Raw genomic sequence first — 22,966 nt, 5'->3', positions numbered from 1 at the left:
ACTGTATCAGGCTCTTTTATAATAGTACATGTGATTCGAAATCTGAAAAGAACCCATTGTTGTTCTTACGGTTTTGCGCAAAGCGCAAAATTGTAAGAACAACAAATTTTCTTTCTTTATTCAAAAAGTCAATCCTTATTTCGAATTACGGTAATAGTACCTGATACAGTGAGTTATTATTAAAAGTTGAAAAGAAATAACAAACGTTTTGAGCGATTTTAGCGACAAATTTTCCAAAAAATGTTTTCTGAAACGTCCGATAATTTTTTCAATTTTTTCATTTTATAAGACAGGTGGCAGCGAAAATTAATGGCATCAGAACGCGATTATTATGAGATTCTTGGAGTGAATAAGAACGCAGATGCGGATCAATTGAAAAATGCATTCCGCAATCTGGCAAGAAAATATCACCCGGATATCAACAAAGAACCAGACGCAGAAGAAAAATTTAAAGAAATTAACGAAGCCTATCAAGTTCTTTCGGATCCGGATAAAAGGGCTGCGTACGATCGCTACGGAAAAGCAGGTGTCAGCGGGATGGGTAATGGTTTTGATTATTCCGCTGTCGATCTGTCGGATATTTTGGGCGATTTATTCGGTTTTGGTGGTTTCAGCGGCTTTGGTGGATTCGGAGGATCTCGATCGCATCAACGGAATTCCCCGCGTCGAGGAGCTGATCTGCAGACAACCGTTACATTGCAGTTCGAAGAAGCCTGCTTCGGAGCCGACAAGGAAATCTTGTTTTCAAGAGATGAGAAATGCACCAGATGTCATGGAACCGGTGCAGAACCCGGAACCAATCCCCAGCGATGTTCTTCCTGTAATGGTACCGGAGAGATAAAAACCAATCGTCAAACCATGTTTGGATCTATGGTTCAGGTTTCGGCCTGTCCGACCTGTGGTGGTAAAGGAGAAACCATTGCTACACCCTGTACGCAGTGCCATGGCCGCGGTTTGGAGCGGAAAACCGTGAAAAAAGTGGTAACAGTTCCTGCTGGTGTCGATACCGGAACTCGCATCCGTCTTTCCGGTGAAGGCCAACCTGGAGAAAACAATGGACCCAACGGTGATTTATATGTAGATGTACGGGTGAACCCGCACAAATACTTCCGTCGACATGATTTTGATATTCAACTGGATTTAAACATCAACATTGCCCAAGCATCTCTCGGCGATGATATTACTGTTCCGACGATTGACGGAACTGAGAAGCTCAAGATACCTGCCGGAACGCAGCCTGGAAAAGTATTCACGCTAAGGGGCAAAGGAGTTCCTTATTTGCGCGGAAACGGCCGCGGTGATCAAAAGATAATTCTCAATGTCGTAGTACCCACCTCGTTGACCGCAGAACAGCGGGATCTGCTCGAGCAATTATCTACAACATTGGGCACTGAGGTAACACCACAGGATAAGAGTTTTTGGGATCGCATCAAAGAGGCAATTAATGGATAAACCATCCTGGCTTGAAATTTGTGTAATCGTCGATGACGAGATCGCTGAATCTGTTGCAGAAGTTTTATCCAGATATGCGGAAAATGGCGTTGTTGTCGAACGTGGAATTGAATATAATGATGCCGAAGATGTCGGCACACCGTTCGGTCCGTGCAAAGTCTTCGGATATTTGCCGGTAAATCAGGAAATGGAAGAAAAACGCCAGCGCATTCAGGAAGGCCTATGGCATCTGGGACAAATCACTTCGGTTCCTGAACCGGAATTTAAATATATACAGGATGAAGATTGGATGGCATCCTGGAAAAAATTCTACAAGCCGATACTAATCGGTAAGAAATTGTTGATTCTGCCAGCCTGGATTCCGAATGAAAATCCTGGTCGCATCGCGGTAAAAATCGATCCGAGCATGGCTTTTGGAACCGGCACACATCCTACCACACAACTATGTCTTGCAATGGTCGAAGATTATACGATTCCAGGAAAGCACGTCATTGATATTGGCTGCGGATCTGGAATTCTATCCATTGGGGCACTGCTACTCGGAGCGGATCGGGCGTTGGCAGTCGATATTGACGATGAATCGATGCAAAGCAGCTCTGAAAATGCTGAAAGAAATGGCGTTTTAGATCGGATGGAACTTCATAAAGGATCTGTGGCGGAAATTCGAGCTGGCGAGTATTCGATTCAACAAGCGCCGATTGTTCTGGCGAATATTTTAGCACCCATCATCATCCGCCTCTTTGATGGCGGAATGGCTGACCTGATAACACCGGGCGGCGTCATTCTTTTAAGCGGAATTCTGGATGAACAGGAAGAAAAAGTGCGAAAAGTCGCAGAAAGTTGCGGGCTGCAATTTATTGAACAGCGCCACATCAATGATTGGGTAGCTTTAGCTTTCCGCAAACCGGATTTATTGATCTAAAACATTCGAATAAAATATTTGGTTTCTTTATTCGAAAAGTTAATCCATATTTTAAATTGCTGACGATAAATCCAGCAGGTTGATTATCAAAAAAATGAGTTGTTTTTCGCTTAACGCAAAAAACAACTCATTTTTTATTAATCATCTCCGTGTTCGGGAATACAGATTTGGTTATAACCAGAAGGCAAAGAAATATCCGATCTTGTGAAATAAGACTGGATTCATAAATTCGAACCAACTGCGTCCCATCCATGATTCTCCACAGAAAAGTGGCAATAGATAAAATCCGCTTATCAGCAGGCAACCTGCAAAGAAGAAGGAGAAAACTTTTTGCTGGGACGAATTCTGCAGGTTTTCCCATATGAGGAAAGCGATAAGGATTGATGCCAAAACGAGCATCCATGAAAAATCAAGAGAATAACGTTGTATTGTCCCGACCATCATTCCAGTTATTCCGGAGAGGACAAATCCCAGGATGATCAGAACGAGAAGAAACGACCAAAATAAGAATCCTTTATTGCAAATTTTTTTCCAAAAAACAGGGAAGAAAAGAATCAGATAAGCCAATGGACAAACCGCACTGACCGGAAAGATACTTTCAAATTCTTTCGTACCAAAAAAGTTGAAAAACAAACCATTTCCGGCTTTTAGAAAAGGGAAATAATCTTTCAGAACCCCGGGATTTCCAAAGACATAATTGATAATTCCAATCAAAAAACTCGAGATCGGCAGTCCATTGATATACGCACTGCTTTCTTGCGTACTCAATTGATAGGTTCTGCCAAATTCAAAAATTGAATCGAATCGCATCTGATTATAAAAAATAAGACCACTTCCGACAATCAGGCAGGGAACAGCTGCAATGAATATCAATTTCCAGAAACCAGCGACATGAGAATTTCGATAGTAATGGATATAAATAAAAAAGAAAAGCGGAATCATTAAAAACAAAACCAGAATTGAAGTTGGCCGGCAACCCACCGCACAAGCCATCAGGAAACAACCAATAACTATTTTCCATTTTTGAATTCTGTCTTCTCGCATGGCGCTGAGAATGAACGACAATCCGGTTATTGAAAAACAAACCCCAGAAACAAGTGCCAGCTCATAACTGAACGAGCGTCGAACGCACCAGATAAGAAAAGTTGAATTCAAAAAGAGCATCATTCCCATGAAAAAAATAGCTGCGGGAATGTTAGGGAAAAAACGGCGGATGAACCAGGTGTAACAATAAGCAAATCCCAGAATGCTGATTACTGCGAAGAACAATACTGCAAAATCGTTCAGCGGATACGCGTGAAAAAGTAATGTGTAAGGCATATAAAAAGTGAATACCGGAATCACACCAAAGTACACGTAATATCTACTCTTGTAATACGACATATCCCATTCATATTTCGGAAATTGATCGATCCGCTGCAGTGGATCATAGGGATTATCCACCTGCGTCAATTGTTCGGGAGGTACCTTCAACACTGAAAACGACTTTTGGAAAAGGGCTTCTGTTAACCATTGATAGTGTTGTTTAAAAATATAATCTTCTTCTCGAATATTGCCCTTTTGTACAGCCTCGTTTAAATTCGTATATGTAGTAAAAACTGAAAAAAACAATAAAGATATTTGAAAAACGATCAACAGAATGAGAATCGCTTTTTGATTGGCATGCTGAAGATGTAACGCAATCTTATAAGACGCTGAATTCGGGCGGATGAAGTCGATAATTGTCAGGATCATGAAAATACAAATCAAACGAAACCAATTTACTTCAATGGGCAGACTTTGATTGACTGTAAGTTGTATTGTCTGCGGAATTACATCGTAAATATCCAGTGTGATTTTTTCTACACGATTACTTGGATAAAGATATATGGATTGGCTGTGTGGGACACCAGGGATAATTTTGAATTCTCGCACATGGCCGGATAAAAAATCGGTTTCTTGGGTATAGACACTCCCGGATACAATGGATTGAACAGGTTCTGAGAATTCAACCTTAACATTTCTCAGATCCTCCGGAATATTATTCTCGGAATCGATGACCATTCGAATACTAGATTTTTGATCCGGGCCATCGATTATTTGTACAGTTTCAGCATTAAAAGAAAATATCTGCGGTTCACTTTTACAAGTCAGCAGCTCAAAATGACGAATATTAAAGAGAAAAAATTCAAGAACAACACTGATCGCAACCAGGATAAGCCATTTTTTAAGCGTCGTCTGATGCCAGAAAGATTTCATCAATTTTCTTTGCCGTCTTTCAAAAAATATACAAATTCACCATGAAATGAAAACCGAATCACAGATCTGTTGATATCATCAATTCGAAATATGAGGAGAATTCGATATTGTTGTGTACGATTTTTCCTGTTTTGAAAATAATTATAATGAATGAAATCACAGAAAAGCAGTAATTCGAATTGTACAGACTCGACAACATGCAAATTCAAAAAATGAGCGGCTGTGAAAAACAGCCGCTCATTTTTTTCTCTATTTACTCGGATTTTTTCGGTTCCGGAAGGACCACTTTCAGATGCAATTCCTCTAATTGACCCGGCATTGGTTCCGAAGGTGCATCACTCATCACATCCCGTGCTGCATTGCTCTTCGGGAAGGCTATCACTTCGCGAATATTTGGCTCATCAGCCAGAAGCATGACAAACCGATCGATTCCCGGAGCAATTCCGCCATGCGGGGGAGCCCCATACTCAAAGGCATCCATCATCTGATGAAATCTTTCCTGTGCAACCTCCGGGGAAAGTCCAATCAATTTGAACACTCTTTCCTGCAGTGATCGTTCATGAATTCTTAATGAGCCAGAAGCCAATTCGTAATTATTCATCACCATATCATATTGGTCGCCGCGGACTTTTCCAGGATCCGTCTCCAAAAGATCAAAGTCAGCTTTGACCGGTCTGGTAAATGGATGATGGGTTGAATCCCAACGGCTTTCATCTTCATTCCACTCAAACAATGGGAAGTCAATGATCCAGCAAAACGCTAATTTATTGGGATCACGCAATCCTAAACGGTCTCCAAGCATGACGCGGAGACGTGCAAGACAGTCATAAACAACGGCCTTTTTGCTATCCGAAACAAACAACAGCAAATCCCCGTTTTCAGCTTCCATGCGTTTTTTAAGCTCAGTCCATTTTTCTTCAGATAGAAACTTCTTGAATGGGGAAGATTCTTCGCCATTCGGGCTGATTTTGACATAAGCCAAACCTTTTGCTCCCCAAAGTTTTGCCTGTTCAGTTAATTCGTCCAATTGTTTCCGTGTATACTCGCCAAGCGTTTTCGCATTGATCCCGCGTACACTGCCTCCGGCGTTAATCGCAGATTCAAAAACCGAAAAACCGCAATCTTTTGCTAAATCGGAGATATCGACCAATTCCATGCCAAAGCGCATATCCGGAGCATCTTTACCAAACCGATCCATCGCTTCCTGATACGTCAACTTCGGCCATGGGCTGAAAACAATTTTCTTCTCTGGAACAATATCCTGACACAACTTTGTAAACAATTCTTCTACTAAGTCCAGAATGTCATCACGCTCAACAAAAGACATTTCCATATCCAGCTGCGTAAATTCCGGCTGTCTGTCGCCGCGTTGATCTTCATCACGAAAACAGCGAGCAATCTGGAAATAACGTTCGACTCCTGCAACCTGTAGCAATTGTTTCAACTGCTGTGGGCTTTGGGGAAGCGCATAAAATTGGCCGGGGTAAATGCGGGATGGAACCAAATAATCTCTTGCGCCTTCTGGAGTCGTTTTGAAAAGAATCGGTGTTTCAATTTCAAGAAATCCGCGTTGATCGAGAAAATCGCGCATATATTTAATAATGCGATGACGTAGTTCAATGTTCCGTAACATTCGCGGTCGACGTAAATCCAAAAACCGGTATTTCAAACGAATTAATTCGTCAGTATTCTCATCTTTATTGATTGAAAATGGAAGTGGTTTGCAGGTATTCAAGACAACTGCTTTGGTGGCATGAACCTCAATTGCACCCGTCGAAAGATTTGAATTTTCTGCATCTTCAGGACGAGCTTTAACTTCTCCGGTAATCTGGAGAACCCACTCAAAACGAACACTTTGAGCAATTTCAGCCAATTCTTGAGAAAGTTCCGGATTTATGACAACCTGCGTCAATCCAAAACGGTCTCGAAGATCAATAAAATATACTCCGCCGTGATCGCGATATCGGTGAACCCAGCCAGCCAGAATTACGGTCTTTCCGATATCCGAAATTCGAAGCTCTCCACAAGTATGCGTCTTATACATAACAAAACACCTCTTTTCATGCCAACATGCTTCATGAGACAGAAATGAATCATGAGCTTATTATTATTGGGAAAGTATTATACTATCCTTCTTAAAGTTTTTTGACGAAAAGGCTGAAAAATAGTCAATGATTCAGCGATTTACCATTTGAAATGAAAGATATGTTGTTATTTCGAATTGCCGTTATTGCGAAACCTTTCGTTTCCAGAAATGCGAAATATGGGGTGGATTCTTTTTTTACTGTGATGTTTTTGCGCGAAGTCTGAAGCCATCACAGTTAAAAGTTATTCTCGATTAGCTCTTATAGCAAGTATATATTTCGAACTACCGTTTCTTTTCATATCAAGAAATGATTGTTACAATAGGAATAGATTATTTCAAAGGATCTTTAAATGAAAAAAACAATTCCGCTGATCTGGATTTTTTTGGTTCCTTTCATGGTATCTGCCTGTCTGAAAAATTTGCCCAGTGAAAATCGGAATCCGATACAAAATACGCCAGCAGAAGAACAGACTGCATCCGGACAAACTGCACTTTCGCAGACAGAGTCCACAGTAGTCTCCGATCAACCTCAAAATCAGACAAACCAGATGAATATACTTTTAGGATCCAACACCTTACCGGCTGGTACAACCTTTGATGATCCTTGGGATTACTGCAAAGCAGTCGGTACCATCAATACACCCGGAAGTGAATACATCGGAAAAAGCCCCAACGACGAAGTAACTGAATCTGTTTTACAGGCGATGGGAATTGATCTTTCAGAAGCATCCAATCATATTACGATCTGGCGCTGCGCCAATGGACAAGTCTGGGGATGCGATTCCAGTTCATATCCGCAATGTCCGGAATTAGTCGATTTTTCCACTCAGCCTTCAGAAATTATTCAAAATGAATGTGCAAAACCTGGAATGGAAAATGTTACCCTCCCAGGGGCGGTCACCGGTTATACCACTGCATATGAATGGACCTGTAAATCAGGTGTGCCGCAGATCACCGGTCAGGGAGTTACTGCGGATGAATTTGGATTCAATGCCAACATCTGGTTTCCTGTCATAAGACTGCCATGAGAGGTTGAAATGAATGCTGTGGATATCATTATCAAAAAACGGGACGGAGAAGAACTTACAAACGATGAGATAGCCTTTTTCATCCGGGGATATACCCAAGGCGATATTCCGGATTATCAGGCAGCTGCCTGGGCAATGGCAATTCTATGCAAGGGAATGACGGATGTTGAAACCGCCGCATTAACAAGAGCCATGGCGCAATCCGGAGAAATGCTTTCTCTGGAAGAAGTTGTCAACGGGATTAAAGTCAATCAAGCTGTGGATAAGCATTCTACCGGTGGTGTCGGAGACAAAACGACGCTGATTGTTCAGCCGATTGTAACATCCTGCGGTCTGGCTGTTGCAAAGATGTCCGGCAGAGGATTGGGATACAGCGGCGGAACCATTGACAAATTAGAGTCTATTCCGGGAATGCGATTGAATTTAACAAAAGATGAATTCCTTCAACAGTATCTGACGTATCATACGGTCCTTTCAGGTCAATCTGCAGACCTGGCGCCTGCAGATGGAAAAATGTACGCCCTGCGAGACGTCACCGGTACAGTTCCGGCAATGCCATTGATTGCATCCTCGATCATGAGTAAAAAACTCGCTGTCGGAACCCATGCAATTTTGTTGGATGTAAAAGTTGGCTGCGGCGCTTTCATGGAAAACCTCGAAGATGCCACAAAATTAGCAAAATTAATGGTTGCAATCGGGAAAAACAACGGAAGATTCGTTAAAGCAGAACTTTCAGATATGAACCAGCCGTTGGGTTTTGCCGTCGGTAACATTCTGGAAGTTAAAGAAGCGGTCGCCTTACTGCGTGGAGAACCCGCTGCGCCAGATCTTAGAGAACACTGCATCGAATCCTCAGCAATTCTTCTGATGATGGGACAAAAAGCTGATACGAAGGAACAGGCAAGAATCATGGTTGAAGACGCGCTGAATAGCGGTAAAGCCTTTGAAAGTCTGAAGCAGCTTGTTTCGCTTCAAAAAGGTGACATCTCTTATTTGGATAATCTGGAAAAATTTCCAAAAGCGCCAGTCATCCGAGTTGTCTCAGCACCCAAAACCGGGTGGCTTTCAGAAATCAATGCCAGAATCATTGGTGAAACATCCGTTGACTTAGGCGCAGGACGCATTAAAAAAACTGACTCGATAGACCACCGCGTTGGAATCATCGTGCATCACAAAGTCGGAGATCGCATTACCCAGGGTGAACCTCTTTTTACAATTCATGCCCATTCGGATGATTCGTGTTACAATGCCGAAAAGAAATTATCCAGTGCAGTTCAATACAGCGACACCCCTTGTGAGAGATTACCGCAGTTCTATGGATTGATTGAATAAAATACACACCTCATAGTAATTCGAAATTCGGAAACTCCCCGAAATTATGAGCGACAGATTGCTGGTGTATCGTTTTTGCATAAAGTGAAAAAATACACACCAACATGAAATCTTTCCCATGTTTTGAATTGCTGCATGGTTCAGACACAGTTTGATACAAATTATTGATCCACGAAGAAATCATATGCCTATACTCAAAAATCAAAACGATGAAAACAAGAGTCTGCCTCTTCCGAAATCTTCCCCTCATGATTATATAGAAGATAAAGAATTATCAGAAACGATGTTGGATGCAATTTCCGGCGGCTCAGGTAACAGTTGGTGTACCGCTTGTGCCGCTGCAAACCGTCTTCTTCATAAAGACTGGATATGTCCTCTGAAAAACGGCGGTACCTGTCCGCATGGATACACGGGATAAAAAAAAGGCTTGAATTCAATCTGATTCAGTGATTCAAAATATTGACTTGATGTTCGAATCAATCAGGAAAAACATCACAACAACAAAGAATCCTCCCCAAATTTCGAATTGTCGGATCAGATTTTTATAATAAATCATTACATTGGATTAAATCTGTTTTTCCAGAGAGGACATGTATGAACGAAAACCTCTTTCGAAAGGAAAGCCTTGATCACATCGCTTCTCCTGAACAATTAAATGACTATATACGGGTGCCGAATCCGAGTATCTGGCTGATCATCAGCCTTTTTTTGATTTTAGCCGTAGTGGTCATATTTTGGGCTTTTTCTGCGAATCTGCCGGTTGTGGTTCAAGCCCAAGGTATTTTTTCAGAGGATGGTATCGTTTGTTTTCTTCCGGTTGAAGAGGCGCAATCATTATCACCCGGTATGGTCGTCAAAATTGATGAAAAAGAAGGAAAAATTCAAAGCATCTCTCCAGATCCGATCTCAAAAGAAGAAGTGAGCGTTGAAATTGGGGCGTATCAGGCAGACAAGATGATTCAATCTCCATGGAACCAGAAAATCATCCTGATTCCATCAGAAGAAATCGCAGATCATCAGTTTTTATCCATAAAAATTACCACTGACACGATAAAGCCTATTGATCTTATATTTGATCGATAATAAGGATACTCAACATATGAGAAAAAAAGTTGAAAAAGTGCCGCTGGTTATGCAGATGGAAGCTTTAGAGTGCGGTGCTGCCTGTCTGACAATGATTTTAGCGTATTTCAATAAATGGGTCCCGTTAGAACAGGTTCGCATTGATTGTGGAATTTCAAGAAATGGATCGAAAGCGATCAATATTGTAAAAGCAGCACGCAGGTATGGTTTAACCGCTTCAGGGTATCGATACAGTGTTGAGAAACTGATGAGCATACCCATGCCGGTTATTATTCATTGGAATTTCAATCATTTTGTCGTTTTGAAGGGCTTCACCAAAACAAAAGCGATCATTAATGATCCCGCAAAAGGGATGATTGAAGTTCCGCTTGAAGAATTTAATAGATCTTTTACCGGAATTTGTCTGCGTTTTGAGAAATCTGAATCATTCGTTCCCGGTGGTTCGCCGAAAAGTGTACTCAGCTTTTTGACGAAAAGGTTATCAAACGCGTTTATTCCCCTCCTCTTTATCTCCTTGACTGGAATTCTTACAGCGATCATTGGAATTCTGAATCCCATTGCATCCAGAATTTTTCTGGATCACATTTTAACAGCGGGTCATCCTGACTGGTTATTCCCGTTACTGTTGATTTTAACCATAGCTGTAGTTATCCAAATTATCGTATTAACCATCAAAACCACTTTCATGGAAAAACTGAAAGGGAAATTGGCAATTTCATCGAATGCGATGTTTATGTGGCATGTTTTGCATTTACCGATGGATTTTTTCTCACAGCGGTTGGCTGGGGATATTGCAGCACGACAACAGTCCAACGATCAGATAGCTGAAATCACCATCACAGATCTTTCTGCTGTTTTGATCAATTTCGGACTGATGATTTTTTATTTCGTATTTATGCTGAAATATAATCTCAGTTTGACGGTCATAGGCTTAACAGCTGTATTTTTCAACCTGCTGATGGCGGATTACATCTCCAAAAAACGTATGAATCTGACACGCGTATTGATGAGGGATTCCGGAAAACTTACAGCTGCGACCGTATCAGGAATTGATATGATCGAAACGATTAAGGCATCCGGAGCTGAAAATGGTTTTTTTGAAAGATGGGCAGGATACCAGGCTTCTGTCATCGCTCTCAGCGGAAAAACTGTCAAAATCAATCAATTTTTAGGATCAATTCCTCTTTTTTTGCAGGAAATTTGTAATTTACTGATCTTGTCGGTTGGAATTCTCCTGATTATACAAAAGGATTTTTCTGTAGGCGCACTCCTTGCTTTTCAAGGATTGACCGGTTCATTTATGAATCCTGTCAACTCACTGATTTCAACAGGCCAAAGCATTCAGGAAATGCGAACGGCAATGGAACGCATTGATGATGTAATGGACTATAAATCTGATACCGAATATCGTCACGTATCCAGTGCTGAACCACTGCAAAAACTCTCCGGTGAACTCGAACTTAAAAATGTAACTTTTGGTTATTCGAAGTTGGAGGAACCGATCATCAGGGATTTCAACATGAGCCTTCATCCGGGATCAAAAGTTGCGGTTGTAGGGTTATCCGGCAGCGGAAAATCCACATTATCAAAAGTCATATCCGGTTTATATCGTCCCTGGAGCGGTGAAATTCTTTATGACGGTCTGACCCGCGACCAAATTAATCGGGAGGTTTTTACCGGTTCGGTTGCCGTTGTTGATCAGGATATTGTCCTTTTCGAAGACACTGTCGCAGACAATATTAAATTATGGGATTCCGCAATTGAAGATTTTGAAATGATCCTGGCAGCACGTGATGCCGGTATTCACGACGATATCATCCAGAGAGAAGGTGGTTATAATCATCGATTGCTTGAAGACGGAAAAAATTTTTCCGGCGGACAACGGCAGCGTTTGGAAATTGCACGCGTGCTTTCACAAGATCCAACAATTCTGATTTTAGATGAAGCGACCTCTGCATTGGATTCAAAAACTGAATCTGAGGTTATAAAATCGATAAAAGATCGCGGAATAACCTGCATCATTATTGCGCATCGATTATCAACGATCCGTGATTGTGATGAGATTATTGTTCTGGATCATGGCATGATTGCTGAACGAGGCACTCACGAGGCACTTTATTCAGCCGGAGGACTCTATCAAAAGTTGATTTCAACGGATTAAATCAAGCAACTGTGCAGAAAAACGCTTTAAAAAACGATTTACCATCCTTTTTCCTTACTCTTCAACTTGTAGGAGCGCATGTATGGGCTGGTTTGATGATCAGATCAAAACAAGAATTCTGAACGATCAAGAATCTTTGGAGCAGTCCTTATATGGACTTGCTTCTGTAGTTTCGGGTAAAAAAGATGCTTCCGCTGTAATCCGAACTGATCGAAAAAAAACGCAGGATGCAATCAGTGAAATTCTTCGATTCTATCAAATAAAATCAAAAGAAATCCCTGAAAAATTGGAAGAAACCGACGAAATTTTAGAGTATCTGCTGAGACCCGCCGGAATCATGCGCAGAAGAGTTCGTTTGGAAAATAACTGGTACAAAGATTCAATTGGACCGTTGCTCGCACGAACAAAACAAGGTGATGCAGCCGCTTTACTGCCAGATGGTTTTACCGGATATAGCTATTACGATTATCAGAGCAAACAAAAAGTAAGAATCAATCGAAAATCAAAAGATCAGATTCTTGAAGATGCTTATTGTTTTTATAAACCTTTCCCATTGAGGTCTCTGAAAGCCAGGGATTTGTTCGTGTTCATTTTTGAAGCGCTTTCAAAAGCAGACTATGCAGCGCTGTTTTTTTCAACCACGTTGATAACGGCACTTGGTTTTATACCTCCTTTTTTAAACAAGCTATTATTTGAACGTATCATCCCCGCTGAAAATGTTCGTTTTTTATTTCCGATCGTTTTCGTGTTCGTGGGCATGATACTTTCTACTACGCTGATGAAGCTATTTTCAGGTCTTGTTTTAAACCGGATGCTACTGAAAATGAGAGCAGCCGCCGAAGCAGCTTCCATGGCAAGAATCCTGTCACTCCCAGCATCTTTTTTTAAAGAATACAACTCAGGTGAGTTGGCCAGTATCAGCCAATATGTATCAGTTTTTTGCAGTACGCTGGCAAACGGATTATTCTCAAGCGGTTTAAACGCCGTGGTTTCGTTGGTATATCTTTTTCAGATTTCATTATTTGCCTCCAGTCTGCTTGTCCCAGCTTGTCTGATTTTTGCTGTCATGCTTCTTTATTCAATTCTTTCAATCTTCATACAGATACAAATCAGCCAGAAACAGATGATTTCCTCATCGAAATTAAACGGCCTTGTTTTCGGATTATTTTCAGGAATTCAAAAAATCAAACTATCCGGAGCTGAAAAAAGAGCGTTCACAAAATGGGCGGAATCCTATAAAACCAATGCAGAATTATCGTACGATCTGCCCTGGATGCTGAAAATGCAGCCAGTTGCAGCCGGTCTGATAGCCATGGCAGGATCGATCTTGATCTATTTCACTACAGCGATGAACCATATCAGCACGGCAAATTATATGGCATTTAATGTTTCCTATGGCATGGCAAGCTCTGCAATTTTGTCATTCTCGGGCATCGCTCTTATGCTCGCGAACTTGAAACCAATTCTGGAAATTATTCATCCGATTCTACAAACGGAACCTGAAATCTCGGAAGGGAAAGAAGTGATTCGCCATATATCCGGTCTGGTAGAAATGAATCACGTTTCATTCCGTTATACAGAAGATACGCCTTTCATCATTGCTGATTTTTCTCTTAAAATCAAACCAGGACAATCGCTGGCCATCGTTGGCACCACCGGTTCCGGTAAGTCGACGCTGGTTCGTCTATTATTGGGATTTGAAAAGCCGCAAAAAGGCGTTATTTATTATGATGGCAAAGATTTGTTAAAGCTGGATCTGAAGTCTCTGCGCAGCCATATTGGCAGTGTCACGCAAAACGGGAAACTTTTTTCCGGGGATATACGTTCAAATATTCTTCTTGCAGCGCCTCAGTCATCTACAGAAGATGCCTGGAAGGCGGCAGAAATTGCAGGAATCGCAGAAGATATCCGCAATATGCCGATGGGCATGTTCACATATATTTCGGAAGGCAACGGAGGCATTTCCGGAGGTCAAAAACAACGGCTGATGATTGCCAGAGCCATTGCGCATCGACCAAAAATTCTAATTTTCGATGAAGCAACCTCAGCACTCGACAATATTACCCAAAAACAGATTTCGGATGCCTTGGATCAGATGAAATGCACGCGCATTATCATAGCTCACCGATTATCCACCATTAAAAACTGTGACCGGATTATCGTCCTGGACAAAGGACGAATTCTTGAAGATGGCAATTATGAGACGCTGATCAATCGCAACGGGCATTTCGCCGAATTGGTTAAAAGACAACGAACGGATCTTCCTTAATGCATCGAGAGGATTTCGGTTGGAAGCAGAATTACCTGCCCAGATCCAGTCATTCGAAATATGAAAAGTATTCTTTGTAGTCCTTATGGTTTTGCGCTTCGCGTAAAACCATAAGGACTACAAATTTTCTTGATGAATTCAAAAAGCTAATCCATATTTCGAATTGCTGGCCCAGATTCAATCTTCTTGCTGCGAAACAGTCGGAGTGATTGTCGGGTCTCCCGGCATCCGGATATAGGATTTCAGCGGACAAGTCATCTTCAATGCCGGATTATCATTCAGTACTTCTAAAGAAGGCTGGCCGGTATCTGATAATAAGACATAATCCAGCGAATCAGGCAAACGGATCCGAATCCAGCCTGTATTCCTGTCCTGAGACGGATAAAAAATCAGTGCCCAATATTCACCTTTGATCACTGCGGATTCACAATAGCGGATTATTTCCACTTCCGACCCAGGTTCTAAATACCCGTTGCTGAGCATTTTCGTATTGCCATCAGGAAGTTCATATACACCAATCAGATGGTTGCGTATAACGCCGGTCAATCCCATTGGTGTTGCTGTCGGCGTATGAGTAAATGTCGCTGTCGGTGTCAACGTAGGTGTTGCAGTCAGCGTCGCTGTCATGGTCATGGTAGGTGAAGCTGTCAGGCTAGGTGTGAATGTCATCGAGGGAGTATATGAAATCGTCGGTTCAGGAGTTAAGTATGGAATCAATATCGGTGAAGCGAGATACAGCCCTGCAAGCGCAAGAACGAAAAAGAGAATACCAGAGAAAAGACAACCTTTCCGTTTTTTTCGATTTTCCTGGATTTTTTTTATTCGCGAGAGCGATTCCTCTTCATTTGGCAACAGTGATAATTTCTCAAGTTCCTGAATATCCCGGCGAATGATTGATTGTCGTTCTGATGGACGATTCGCTGTTTTTTTCTGTGTCCCCTCCAATTCCAACAAGAGCTGCCGTACCCGTGTTCTTTCTTCCAGCCATTTATTCCGTTCAGCAAAACTGGGTTGAATTCCAACCAGCGCAGGAGGCATTCGATCAAATAAATCCCGTCCGGCTTTCCGAATACCATATAATGCATCCAAAGAGATCCCTTCTCGATGGTTTCCCATTCCGGAGACTGCTTCTACTGCGATTTCATTCCATTTCAGAACATCCAGCAGATAATTAATGCCAATCATATAAGGATTTTGCTCAGAATCAACCCGAATATCCCGTTCTAAAATTGTTTTATATTGACCAAGTTCTGTTGTCAAACGGAAACTTTGAACAGCATCTGTAGATTTAGGATCCAAAATCCGGTTTGCCTCATCGATAACCTCACCGGTATTTGAATCCTTTTTTTCAAATCTCGATTGAACCTGCTGATATTTTTCATGCAGCTCGCGGATACGAAATTCCGCATTTTCTTTAAGGATCAGCAGCCAATCTGGCCATTTTTGTTTTGCGTCTGCATGAAATGCTGCAAGAATTCTTTCCGCGGAACGAAAATCCCCCTGATGTAAATAATGATCCGATTGGTTAATCACAATGCGCAATGCTTTGAGAATATTCTTGATCTCATCCAACTTCATTTTCAGAGATAGTATTTCTGAACTTCGGTTTTCAATCCAGATGCGGGAATCCATATCTTTCAACACGGACTCTGCCTGTTCCAATCCCTCCTCGCCCAGCATCAGAGCATTCTCAAATTGCTGACGCAAATTGTTAAAAGTACCGGTTTCCTGATTTTTTATTCTGATGATCCGGTTTTTTGCAGTTCCGATTCTGGATCGTATCCGACGGTCTACCATTTGGGATTTTTCCATCGAATCAATGCGATCAGCAATGTAACGAATTTCTTCAGCAGCCAATTCGTCGATTTCACCATCGTGAAAAACATCCTGATTAAGAAAGTTTTCAATCTCTTTCAGATTGTTCTCTTCAAATTGCTGGATACTGTTAATCGTTTTTTGGAGCTGAGCACCCTCAACAGAATATAAATAATCCAGGCTTCGCGAAATGTCTTCTTCTGCTTTCTGATAATCGCCGTGAGAAAATGCTTCTTTAGCAGATTTCAGCAATTCTTCCGATAAATTAAAACGATATGCCTGTTCAATCCGGTCAACCAACTGAAAAATCTGGGGATTTTTCCGGTCTTCTACGGTGACATTTTTCGATATATAGTCAATTCCAGCTAAAAAAGTTTTCTCCTTCCAGAATTGATTCAATGTTTCAAGAAGTAAATTGACTCGTTTTCCTTCTTCATTTTTTTCATTCATCGTTATTCGAAACGCGCTGATTTCCTGATGCAGCGCTGAATCGTTGCAATCTTCAGCAATTCGTTCCGCTTTCGCCAGATATCGCGGTAAATTTTCCCGGTTATTATCCACTTTTGCACAAAAGAACCAGAATCTGGCTAACAGATCGCGAGCCGTCTCAACGGAATAGAGATCGGATATTTCGATTTTTTCAGCAGCTGAGAGGCTTTCTGCTGTCAATATCCCATTGGCGATACTGTTTTTAACAATTTTTATTTCTGATTCATACTCGCCGATTTTATCAAAGATACGGAGCTGATTAAACCGGTTAATTTCAAGTTCTTTTGGCTCTTGTAAATGGTATTTTTTATAAATTGCTTGAATCTTCTGATAATAAGATTCAAGCTGTCCAGTATGTTCTGCATCAGATTCCAGTTTTTCAGTCGTTGAGTGATACAACTCGGCAATTTGTTTTTGTAAACCATCAATTTGGTCAAAAATTTTTTCTAAAACGCTGATTTTATTAAGCCGTTTCGTGAGTTGTTCTTTTTCCTGATCATCTGGAAACGATGCAATTAAAAAATCCAGTTTAATTTTTGCGTCCGTAAACTTGCCATTTTTAATGGACCGGTCAATTTCACGGATGCCTTTTTCAAAGGCGTACGTGCGAACAGATTGATAGCGATTGTTTATTTCAGTGCGAAATTGAGATAGACCAGGTGTAATGGGATCTTTTTCAAAGCATTCCTCAATGACGGAAATCCAGTAAGAGAGGTTATTTAAAGTAATGTTTTCTTCCGCGCTGAATTGCTCCCGGATATTTCGCAGTTTCTCTTCCACCTCATTTCGTACAACAGAAACCCTTTTTAACGTTTCTTCAAGTTGATCAATGGAATCCAATACAGATGTAGGCAGATCAATATCGCCTAAAAATTCATCTGGATCGAATGGATCTGCAGATTTCCCGGTTTCTTTTGCCAGTCGGATATTAATTTCTGCAGTAGACAACTCCCCGGCTTTCAACGCCGCCTGGGCAAGTGTACAGTATTCCATCGATCGTTTTCCGACCTCCGTACGAATATCCGTTTCGATTTGCTGGTTATTTTTTCTTAATTCTTCGATTCGAATCCCTAATTGAATACTTTTTTCAGAATCCGATTCTGTTTCACTTTTTTCTTTCGTCAGAAGGTTTAATAATCTTGCGTTATTGTTAAACAGGACACGCAGATTTTTGCTTTCGGCATCTTCCAGAGAATGAATGGATTGTTCTAATCTTAAAATCTCTTCTGACTCTGAAGTTATAGTCAGCCGATGAGACCAGCTTTTTCCCTCAGCCCGGGTGATCATTTGCAGCAAATGGTCGCGTTCAGCAGCGACATCAAATAATGCGATTCCTACATTTTCCAATCCGAGCGATGTATATTCATTAATGAGGGACATTGCTTTTTGATAAGCAGACTGGCCACCTTTTTCTCGCAAAGCGCTGACCTCCGTTTGAATTTGCAGTCCCCTTGCCAGTTTTTCATGCAGTTCCTGAATGTTATTTATTCGTTCTCTTAACTCATTATTTCGATCCCAATTGGGGAAAATTCGCTTGGCTTCTTCGATTAACGCTTTCGCTTTTTTTTCATTCAGCTCATGGAGCAACGATTCATAAGCTTCATCACATTTTTTTAAAGCCGCATCGATTTGCTGTTTGTCTTTTGTCAACTCCATGGATGAATAAATCGATTTGATCTGCGGATACGTAATGCGAATTTCCTCAGGAATTTGGTTCAACATATACTGCGCAGCTGCCGGATCAGAATCGATTTTTGCAATTATTTCCGAAAACGCATTTTCCCACTCCAAATATTGATCCAGCAAATTACGCATCGCAAAAATATCTTTTACGGATAATACATTTTGTTGTGTATCAATAAAAGCAGACGCCTCACGCAATTGCCAATTAAGAATCAACTGAGTGATTTTTGTGATGAGTGAATCACTTTCCATAAGGACGCTCATTCTTAATAATTCCTTAATCCATAGCGATCATTTGATAGAGGACTCAATTTGATCTCGAGATACCCAAAATGAAATGAGACCGTGACAAAACTCCTGGTTTCCACTGGTGCAAGCTGAAGCGGGTTCGACTAAAACGAATTCAATTTGCGAAATGAATACTGGAGTCGTAGCAGATGGGACATCGGAAAACATACGAATATTGGTGGATCGACTGACGTTCTTATAGGTGCTGATGGAAATCTGACTTCGTCCGATATTAAAGGTTGACTGCAAATGAACTGCTTTATCGTTGTAATTTACCAATACGCCATTCATGCCCTGCACAAAATTAATGACAGTTCCCAGTTGTCTTTCCGGAGTCATTGCCTCATCTGCAAAAAGGCTCACATTTCCATTCAGATCGAAAAGTACTTTCTTTCCTAATAATGCTTGCAGATGTTCATCAGCTGGGCTGAGAGCAACGGAAGTTACTGAGCCCACACTGATATCTGCTGTCGGAATCACCGTCGGGATAACGGTTGATGTCGGTGTTGCAGCTGGGACTGTTGGCGTTACTGGAATAGCCGTCATTGTCGGCAGATCTGTCGCATTGGCATATGCCAGATAGGTTTCCTGAAAACTGTTCAGGTTCTTTTCAACCTTGGCGATATTTTGGGCAACAGAAAAATTCTTCGCTAAAATCACTGTCAGTGTTCCGATTGAAAAAAGAATTACCAGAATCAGCAAAAAGAGAATGATTCCTGTGTTTTGTTTGACGCCAAAAAGTGACTTCTTACTGTCATGTGCGATGCTCTTCGTTCGAATTAGTTCATCCTGAATATCAAATAATTGGATATTCTTTTGACGAAATTCATAAATCTTTTGTTGAACGATTGGGACATTTTGCTGGTTTTTTAAATATTTCCCAGTTTCAGAATAATCGCTATTGCCGGATAAATCCGTCAAAACCGCATTAATCAATGCAATTGATTTTTTATCCTCATCATCTTTCTGCCGGCTGAGAATTTCCTCGCGAATACGATCATATAAAGGAGGATTCTCCATATAATGCTCATCAATGATCTGATTCGCATTTTTATAATCACCATTTTCGATCATATTGCGCAAACGGAAAAGATTATCTGAATCCAACTTTTTTCTCAGACCCTTGATTCTGATCAGCTTATCGCTAATTCTGTCAAAGACTTCCTGAGAGACTACAACACCTGCTTCAGTCAGTTTCTGAATACATTGATCCAATTCGTTTTTAATTTTCGAACCGATTTCAATCTTTTCAGTTCTTTTAATAATCTTCGAATTTAAAATGTTTTGCGGTAGCGTGGTTATCCAGTTCACATGATGCAGAACCTCATCCGCTGCAATGAATGTTTGTGGTCCGATTTTTTCCGTCCATTCTTGAATCTCTTGAACCATCGATTCAAGTATTGGCTCTAACTGCTTTTCTTCTGCATATGCTTTTGTTTCTTGAGTAATCTGTAAAATGGAGTCTAATTCTTGAATGAAACCAAATCCCCATCGATCGGATGCAAGGTCCGAGCTTCCAAAAGATGCAACCAGCGTATAAATACGATTCGCAAGATCAGGTTTTGTTTCCAGTTTGCTTGAAAGCCGGGTTGCAACATCCGCGTCCCCAGACAGGTTCTCATTGAATTCTGCGTCAGGCGGAAGGATGTTTGTTTTTTTCTCACGATTTTGTCTGGTCTTTTTTTTATATGCGTCAGCCAGAATAGGATCGATGACCCTTAAAACGGAAGAACTGAATTTGATATGGAAATCTTCGTCTGAAAGATTGCCGTTGTTCAGATCATGAATAATGATCCAGGCTTGAATTACATGGCGGACTTGTTCGATATTTTCCTTCAACAATGCAGTCAGCTCCGGATTGGATGTGTTTTTCTCCAATTTTGCAAGAATCAGTTCCGAAATTTTATTAAATTCCAACTCAAATTGCTGTGGCTGATCATTGATACAACACTGAACACAAAGGTCAAAACCGCGATGAGGAACAAAATCGATCTTTCCAAACCATGTTTGAATAAAACGAATTTCAGGAATCAACCATGATGGATAGGAAGCCAACGAAGTGAGACGAGATTCCATAATTTTGAAAAAATCTTTTCCAAGGAACATCTCTCCTTCCTTCTGAATCAATTCCTCTGCTTTCTTTTTCAGACTCTCCCAGTCAGACATAATGACCGACTTCGTCTTCGATGCATCGTAAGCAGTATCCAAAACATCGATGACTTCATCCCAAACTTCCACACAGCGATTTTGAATCCGGATTTCGCTCACAGCGCCAGATAATTGTTCACCAACCAAAACCGCATATTTTTGACTCAGAGGCGGCAAGTTTGCAGCAAAACTGAGACGGCCAAGCATTCGAATCAAAATGCTGTCGTTTTCTTTTTGAATCGGATATTCAAATTTTCCCTTATTCGTTAGTTCCAGCATTTTTCTGCCATAGATAATCTCCGGCAGGTAAAGGCAGAATTTTCTCAGGTCTTCAGACAATAAGAAAACAGATGCGTTTGCTCTGGAAATTCCCCAGTCGATCAAGGTAATCTGAACCCGGTTTTCTTTTTCTATCCAGAATAAATGTTCCAATGGTTTGACATCGACATAGGCGATTTTATTTTTTGCACAAGTTCGCAATAGTTTTGCGAACTGCAGCGCGATCGCAATTCTTCCTTGTAATTGATCAGGCAGTTTGGTTTCACAATGGTCGCCTTCACCAGAAGTCTGAATTTGAATATGATACCGACCCCGATCAAAAATTCGAATAAATTCAAGATTAAAATTCTCAGGATCATCCGTTAATATTTCAGGAACAGGGACATAATTCATCCTTTTCAGCGGATCTGGTTCGATCAGGACTTCATTACGAAATAACTGAGCCGCTTTGGTTAGAACAGCGACCTCATTCGATGAATCATCACGGACTTCTGTAAATTTTATATAATACTTTTCTTTGGTTTCTGAATTTTCAAATTCAAAAGCTGCGGTAAATCCGCCGCCATTTTTTACACCGGTATATGTCAATGGAAGTATCTTATTGCGAATCTTTACAGAATGAATTTGTTCTGCAAATTGATCCAAAATTGTTCGTTCCATATTCCCTCCAAAACCTGAATCTTTTGTCCTCAACGCTGACGATTTCTCATCGACAGCGAAGTTAAAAAGAAGTTCCGGTTTATTCTCATGGGATCTCCATGATCCACAATATATTGAAAAGTTTTCTCTTTTGTATCCAGAATGATGGCAGTCCTTGGAAAATTCACCTGGGTGATACCCGCGCTTCCAGGATTGATACCAAACCGCTGGTTTTCGTTCCCGTAATAGATCGGTTTTTTTGCCATTTCCGGACTGAATATTCTCCACATATTTACAAACGATGTTTTTGAATAAACAAAAAAACCGGGGATGTGCGTGTGACCAAACAGAAAATGAGGAGTTTTCAGATGATCTGCATTTCCAAAAAGATTTCTTGTCACAATATTCAGATCATGTGGATTAATATAACTCTCCCAAGGATCGGCATGGTAAGCTACCGTATCATGACATGAAAAACTGCAACCGTGAAACAATGTAAACTCCGGCCTCGTTTCGGGTAATTCGAGAATTGAATATCGCATCAGACGCTGTAAAAGGTGAGTTTTTGTGCGCTTCAGGATTTCCCGTCGTTCCCCCAAAGCATTGCTATTACCGCGTTGCCCGTCATTGACTTCATCATTCTCCGGATGCGCCAGCCAATATTCCCAATTCCCGAATACACAATATAATGGCAGTTGAAACAAATCCTCAATGGTTAATAAACTATTTTGCGTCAGATGATTTTTCCCGTCGGCATCTTCAGAATGACCAAAAAAATCACCCAAAAACCATATATCGCAAAAACCTCCGGGTATTTTCCTGGCTTTAAGAATCAATCGCATAATCGCTTCATGATTTTCATGAATATCAGAAATAACCAGATGCCGATTACCCATAGGTATTCCAGACAGTTCGATTGTTCCTCATTATATTATTACCAGTTTTTCTTCTGAATTGTAACCTTGAACAGATATTCAAACAAATGAGTCATTATTCTGTGATTTGAAATTTCGATTGACTTTCCGAATCAATCAAGAAAACTTATTGATCTTTT

The 22,966-nt window shown here is 40.9% G+C and carries 13 protein-coding genes; 8 read left to right on the top strand and 5 right to left on the bottom strand.

What is annotated here, in order from left to right; genetic code table 11:
- Positions 1–309: 309 nt before the first annotated feature.
- Together dnaJ and prmA are read left to right on the top strand one after the other, a co-directional pair.
- Positions 310–1,452: a molecular chaperone DnaJ gene (dnaJ, locus tag ATC1_RS00515; RefSeq protein WP_062276995.1), complete on the top strand. Its 1,143-nt coding sequence runs from the start codon at positions 310–312 to the stop codon at positions 1,450–1,452.
- Positions 1,445–2,374 carry a 50S ribosomal protein L11 methyltransferase gene (prmA, locus tag ATC1_RS00510; RefSeq protein WP_062276992.1) on the top strand — a complete coding sequence of 310 codons (930 nt, stop codon included), beginning with the start codon at positions 1,445–1,447 and terminating at the stop codon, positions 2,372–2,374. Before dnaJ ends, prmA begins: the two co-directional genes overlap by 8 nt.
- A gap of 171 nt (positions 2,375–2,545) precedes the next feature.
- Here the strand turns inward: prmA and ATC1_RS00505 are convergent, their stop codons facing one another.
- Positions 2,546–4,612: a hypothetical protein gene (locus tag ATC1_RS00505; protein WP_062276988.1), complete on the bottom strand. Its 2,067-nt coding sequence runs from the start codon at positions 4,610–4,612 to the stop codon at positions 2,546–2,548.
- Positions 4,613–4,865: 253 nt separating this feature from the next.
- A complete protein-coding gene (gene aspS, locus ATC1_RS00495; RefSeq protein WP_062276982.1) occupies positions 4,866–6,656 on the bottom strand; it encodes an aspartate--tRNA ligase in 1,791 nt (596 codons plus the stop codon).
- A 392-nt stretch (positions 6,657–7,048) separates the two neighbouring features.
- Between aspS and ATC1_RS00490 the strand changes: the two genes are divergently transcribed.
- The 6 genes from ATC1_RS00490 to ATC1_RS00465 all read left to right on the top strand — a co-directional run bounded on the left by ATC1_RS00490 (position 7,049) and on the right by ATC1_RS00465 (position 14,571).
- Positions 7,049–7,726 (top strand): hypothetical protein, encoded by a 678-nt coding sequence (locus tag ATC1_RS00490; RefSeq protein ID WP_062276978.1) that lies wholly within the window; start codon positions 7,049–7,051, stop codon positions 7,724–7,726.
- Between the two features lie 9 nt (positions 7,727–7,735).
- On the top strand, positions 7,736–9,058 hold the full coding sequence (locus tag ATC1_RS00485) for a thymidine phosphorylase (protein ID WP_062276975.1): 1,323 nt from the start codon (positions 7,736–7,738) through the stop codon (positions 9,056–9,058).
- Between the two features lie 184 nt (positions 9,059–9,242).
- Positions 9,243–9,476, top strand: a complete 234-nt coding sequence (locus ATC1_RS00480) for a hypothetical protein (protein ID WP_062276973.1) — start codon at positions 9,243–9,245, stop codon at positions 9,474–9,476.
- A 176-nt stretch (positions 9,477–9,652) separates the two neighbouring features.
- The gene (locus ATC1_RS00475; RefSeq protein WP_062276970.1) at positions 9,653–10,141 is read left to right on the top strand and encodes a hypothetical protein; all 489 of its coding nucleotides are present in this window, start codon (positions 9,653–9,655) and stop codon (positions 10,139–10,141) included.
- A gap of 16 nt (positions 10,142–10,157) precedes the next feature.
- Positions 10,158–12,302, top strand: a complete 2,145-nt coding sequence (locus tag ATC1_RS00470) for an NHLP family bacteriocin export ABC transporter peptidase/permease/ATPase subunit (RefSeq protein WP_062276967.1) — start codon at positions 10,158–10,160, stop codon at positions 12,300–12,302.
- A gap of 82 nt (positions 12,303–12,384) precedes the next feature.
- Positions 12,385–14,571, top strand: coding sequence for an ATP-binding cassette domain-containing protein (locus tag ATC1_RS00465; protein WP_062276963.1), 2,187 nt, complete (start codon positions 12,385–12,387; stop codon positions 14,569–14,571).
- 177 nt (positions 14,572–14,748) lie between these two features.
- Here the strand turns inward: ATC1_RS00465 and ATC1_RS00460 are convergent, their stop codons facing one another.
- Genes ATC1_RS00460 through ATC1_RS00450 form a run of 3 tightly spaced genes read right to left on the bottom strand, consistent with a single transcriptional unit; the run spans position 14,749 to position 22,808 of the window.
- On the bottom strand, positions 14,749–18,822 hold the full coding sequence (locus tag ATC1_RS00460) for a Smc domain-containing protein (RefSeq protein ID WP_062276960.1): 4,074 nt from the start codon (positions 18,820–18,822) through the stop codon (positions 14,749–14,751).
- Positions 18,823–18,849: 27 nt separating this feature from the next.
- On the bottom strand, positions 18,850–21,933 hold the full coding sequence (locus tag ATC1_RS00455; RefSeq protein ID WP_062276956.1) for a hypothetical protein: 3,084 nt from the start codon (positions 21,931–21,933) through the stop codon (positions 18,850–18,852).
- A 29-nt stretch (positions 21,934–21,962) separates the two neighbouring features.
- Positions 21,963–22,808, bottom strand: a complete 846-nt coding sequence (locus ATC1_RS00450) for a metallophosphoesterase family protein (protein ID WP_062276954.1) — start codon at positions 22,806–22,808, stop codon at positions 21,963–21,965.
- Positions 22,809–22,966 lie beyond the last annotated feature (158 nt).

Source organism: Flexilinea flocculi (genome assembly GCF_001192795.1).
GTDB lineage: Bacteria > Chloroflexota > Anaerolineae > Anaerolineales > Anaerolineaceae > Flexilinea > Flexilinea flocculi.
The sequence above is the reverse complement of the archived record's forward strand: the minus strand, read 5'-3'. Positions and strand labels throughout refer to the sequence as shown.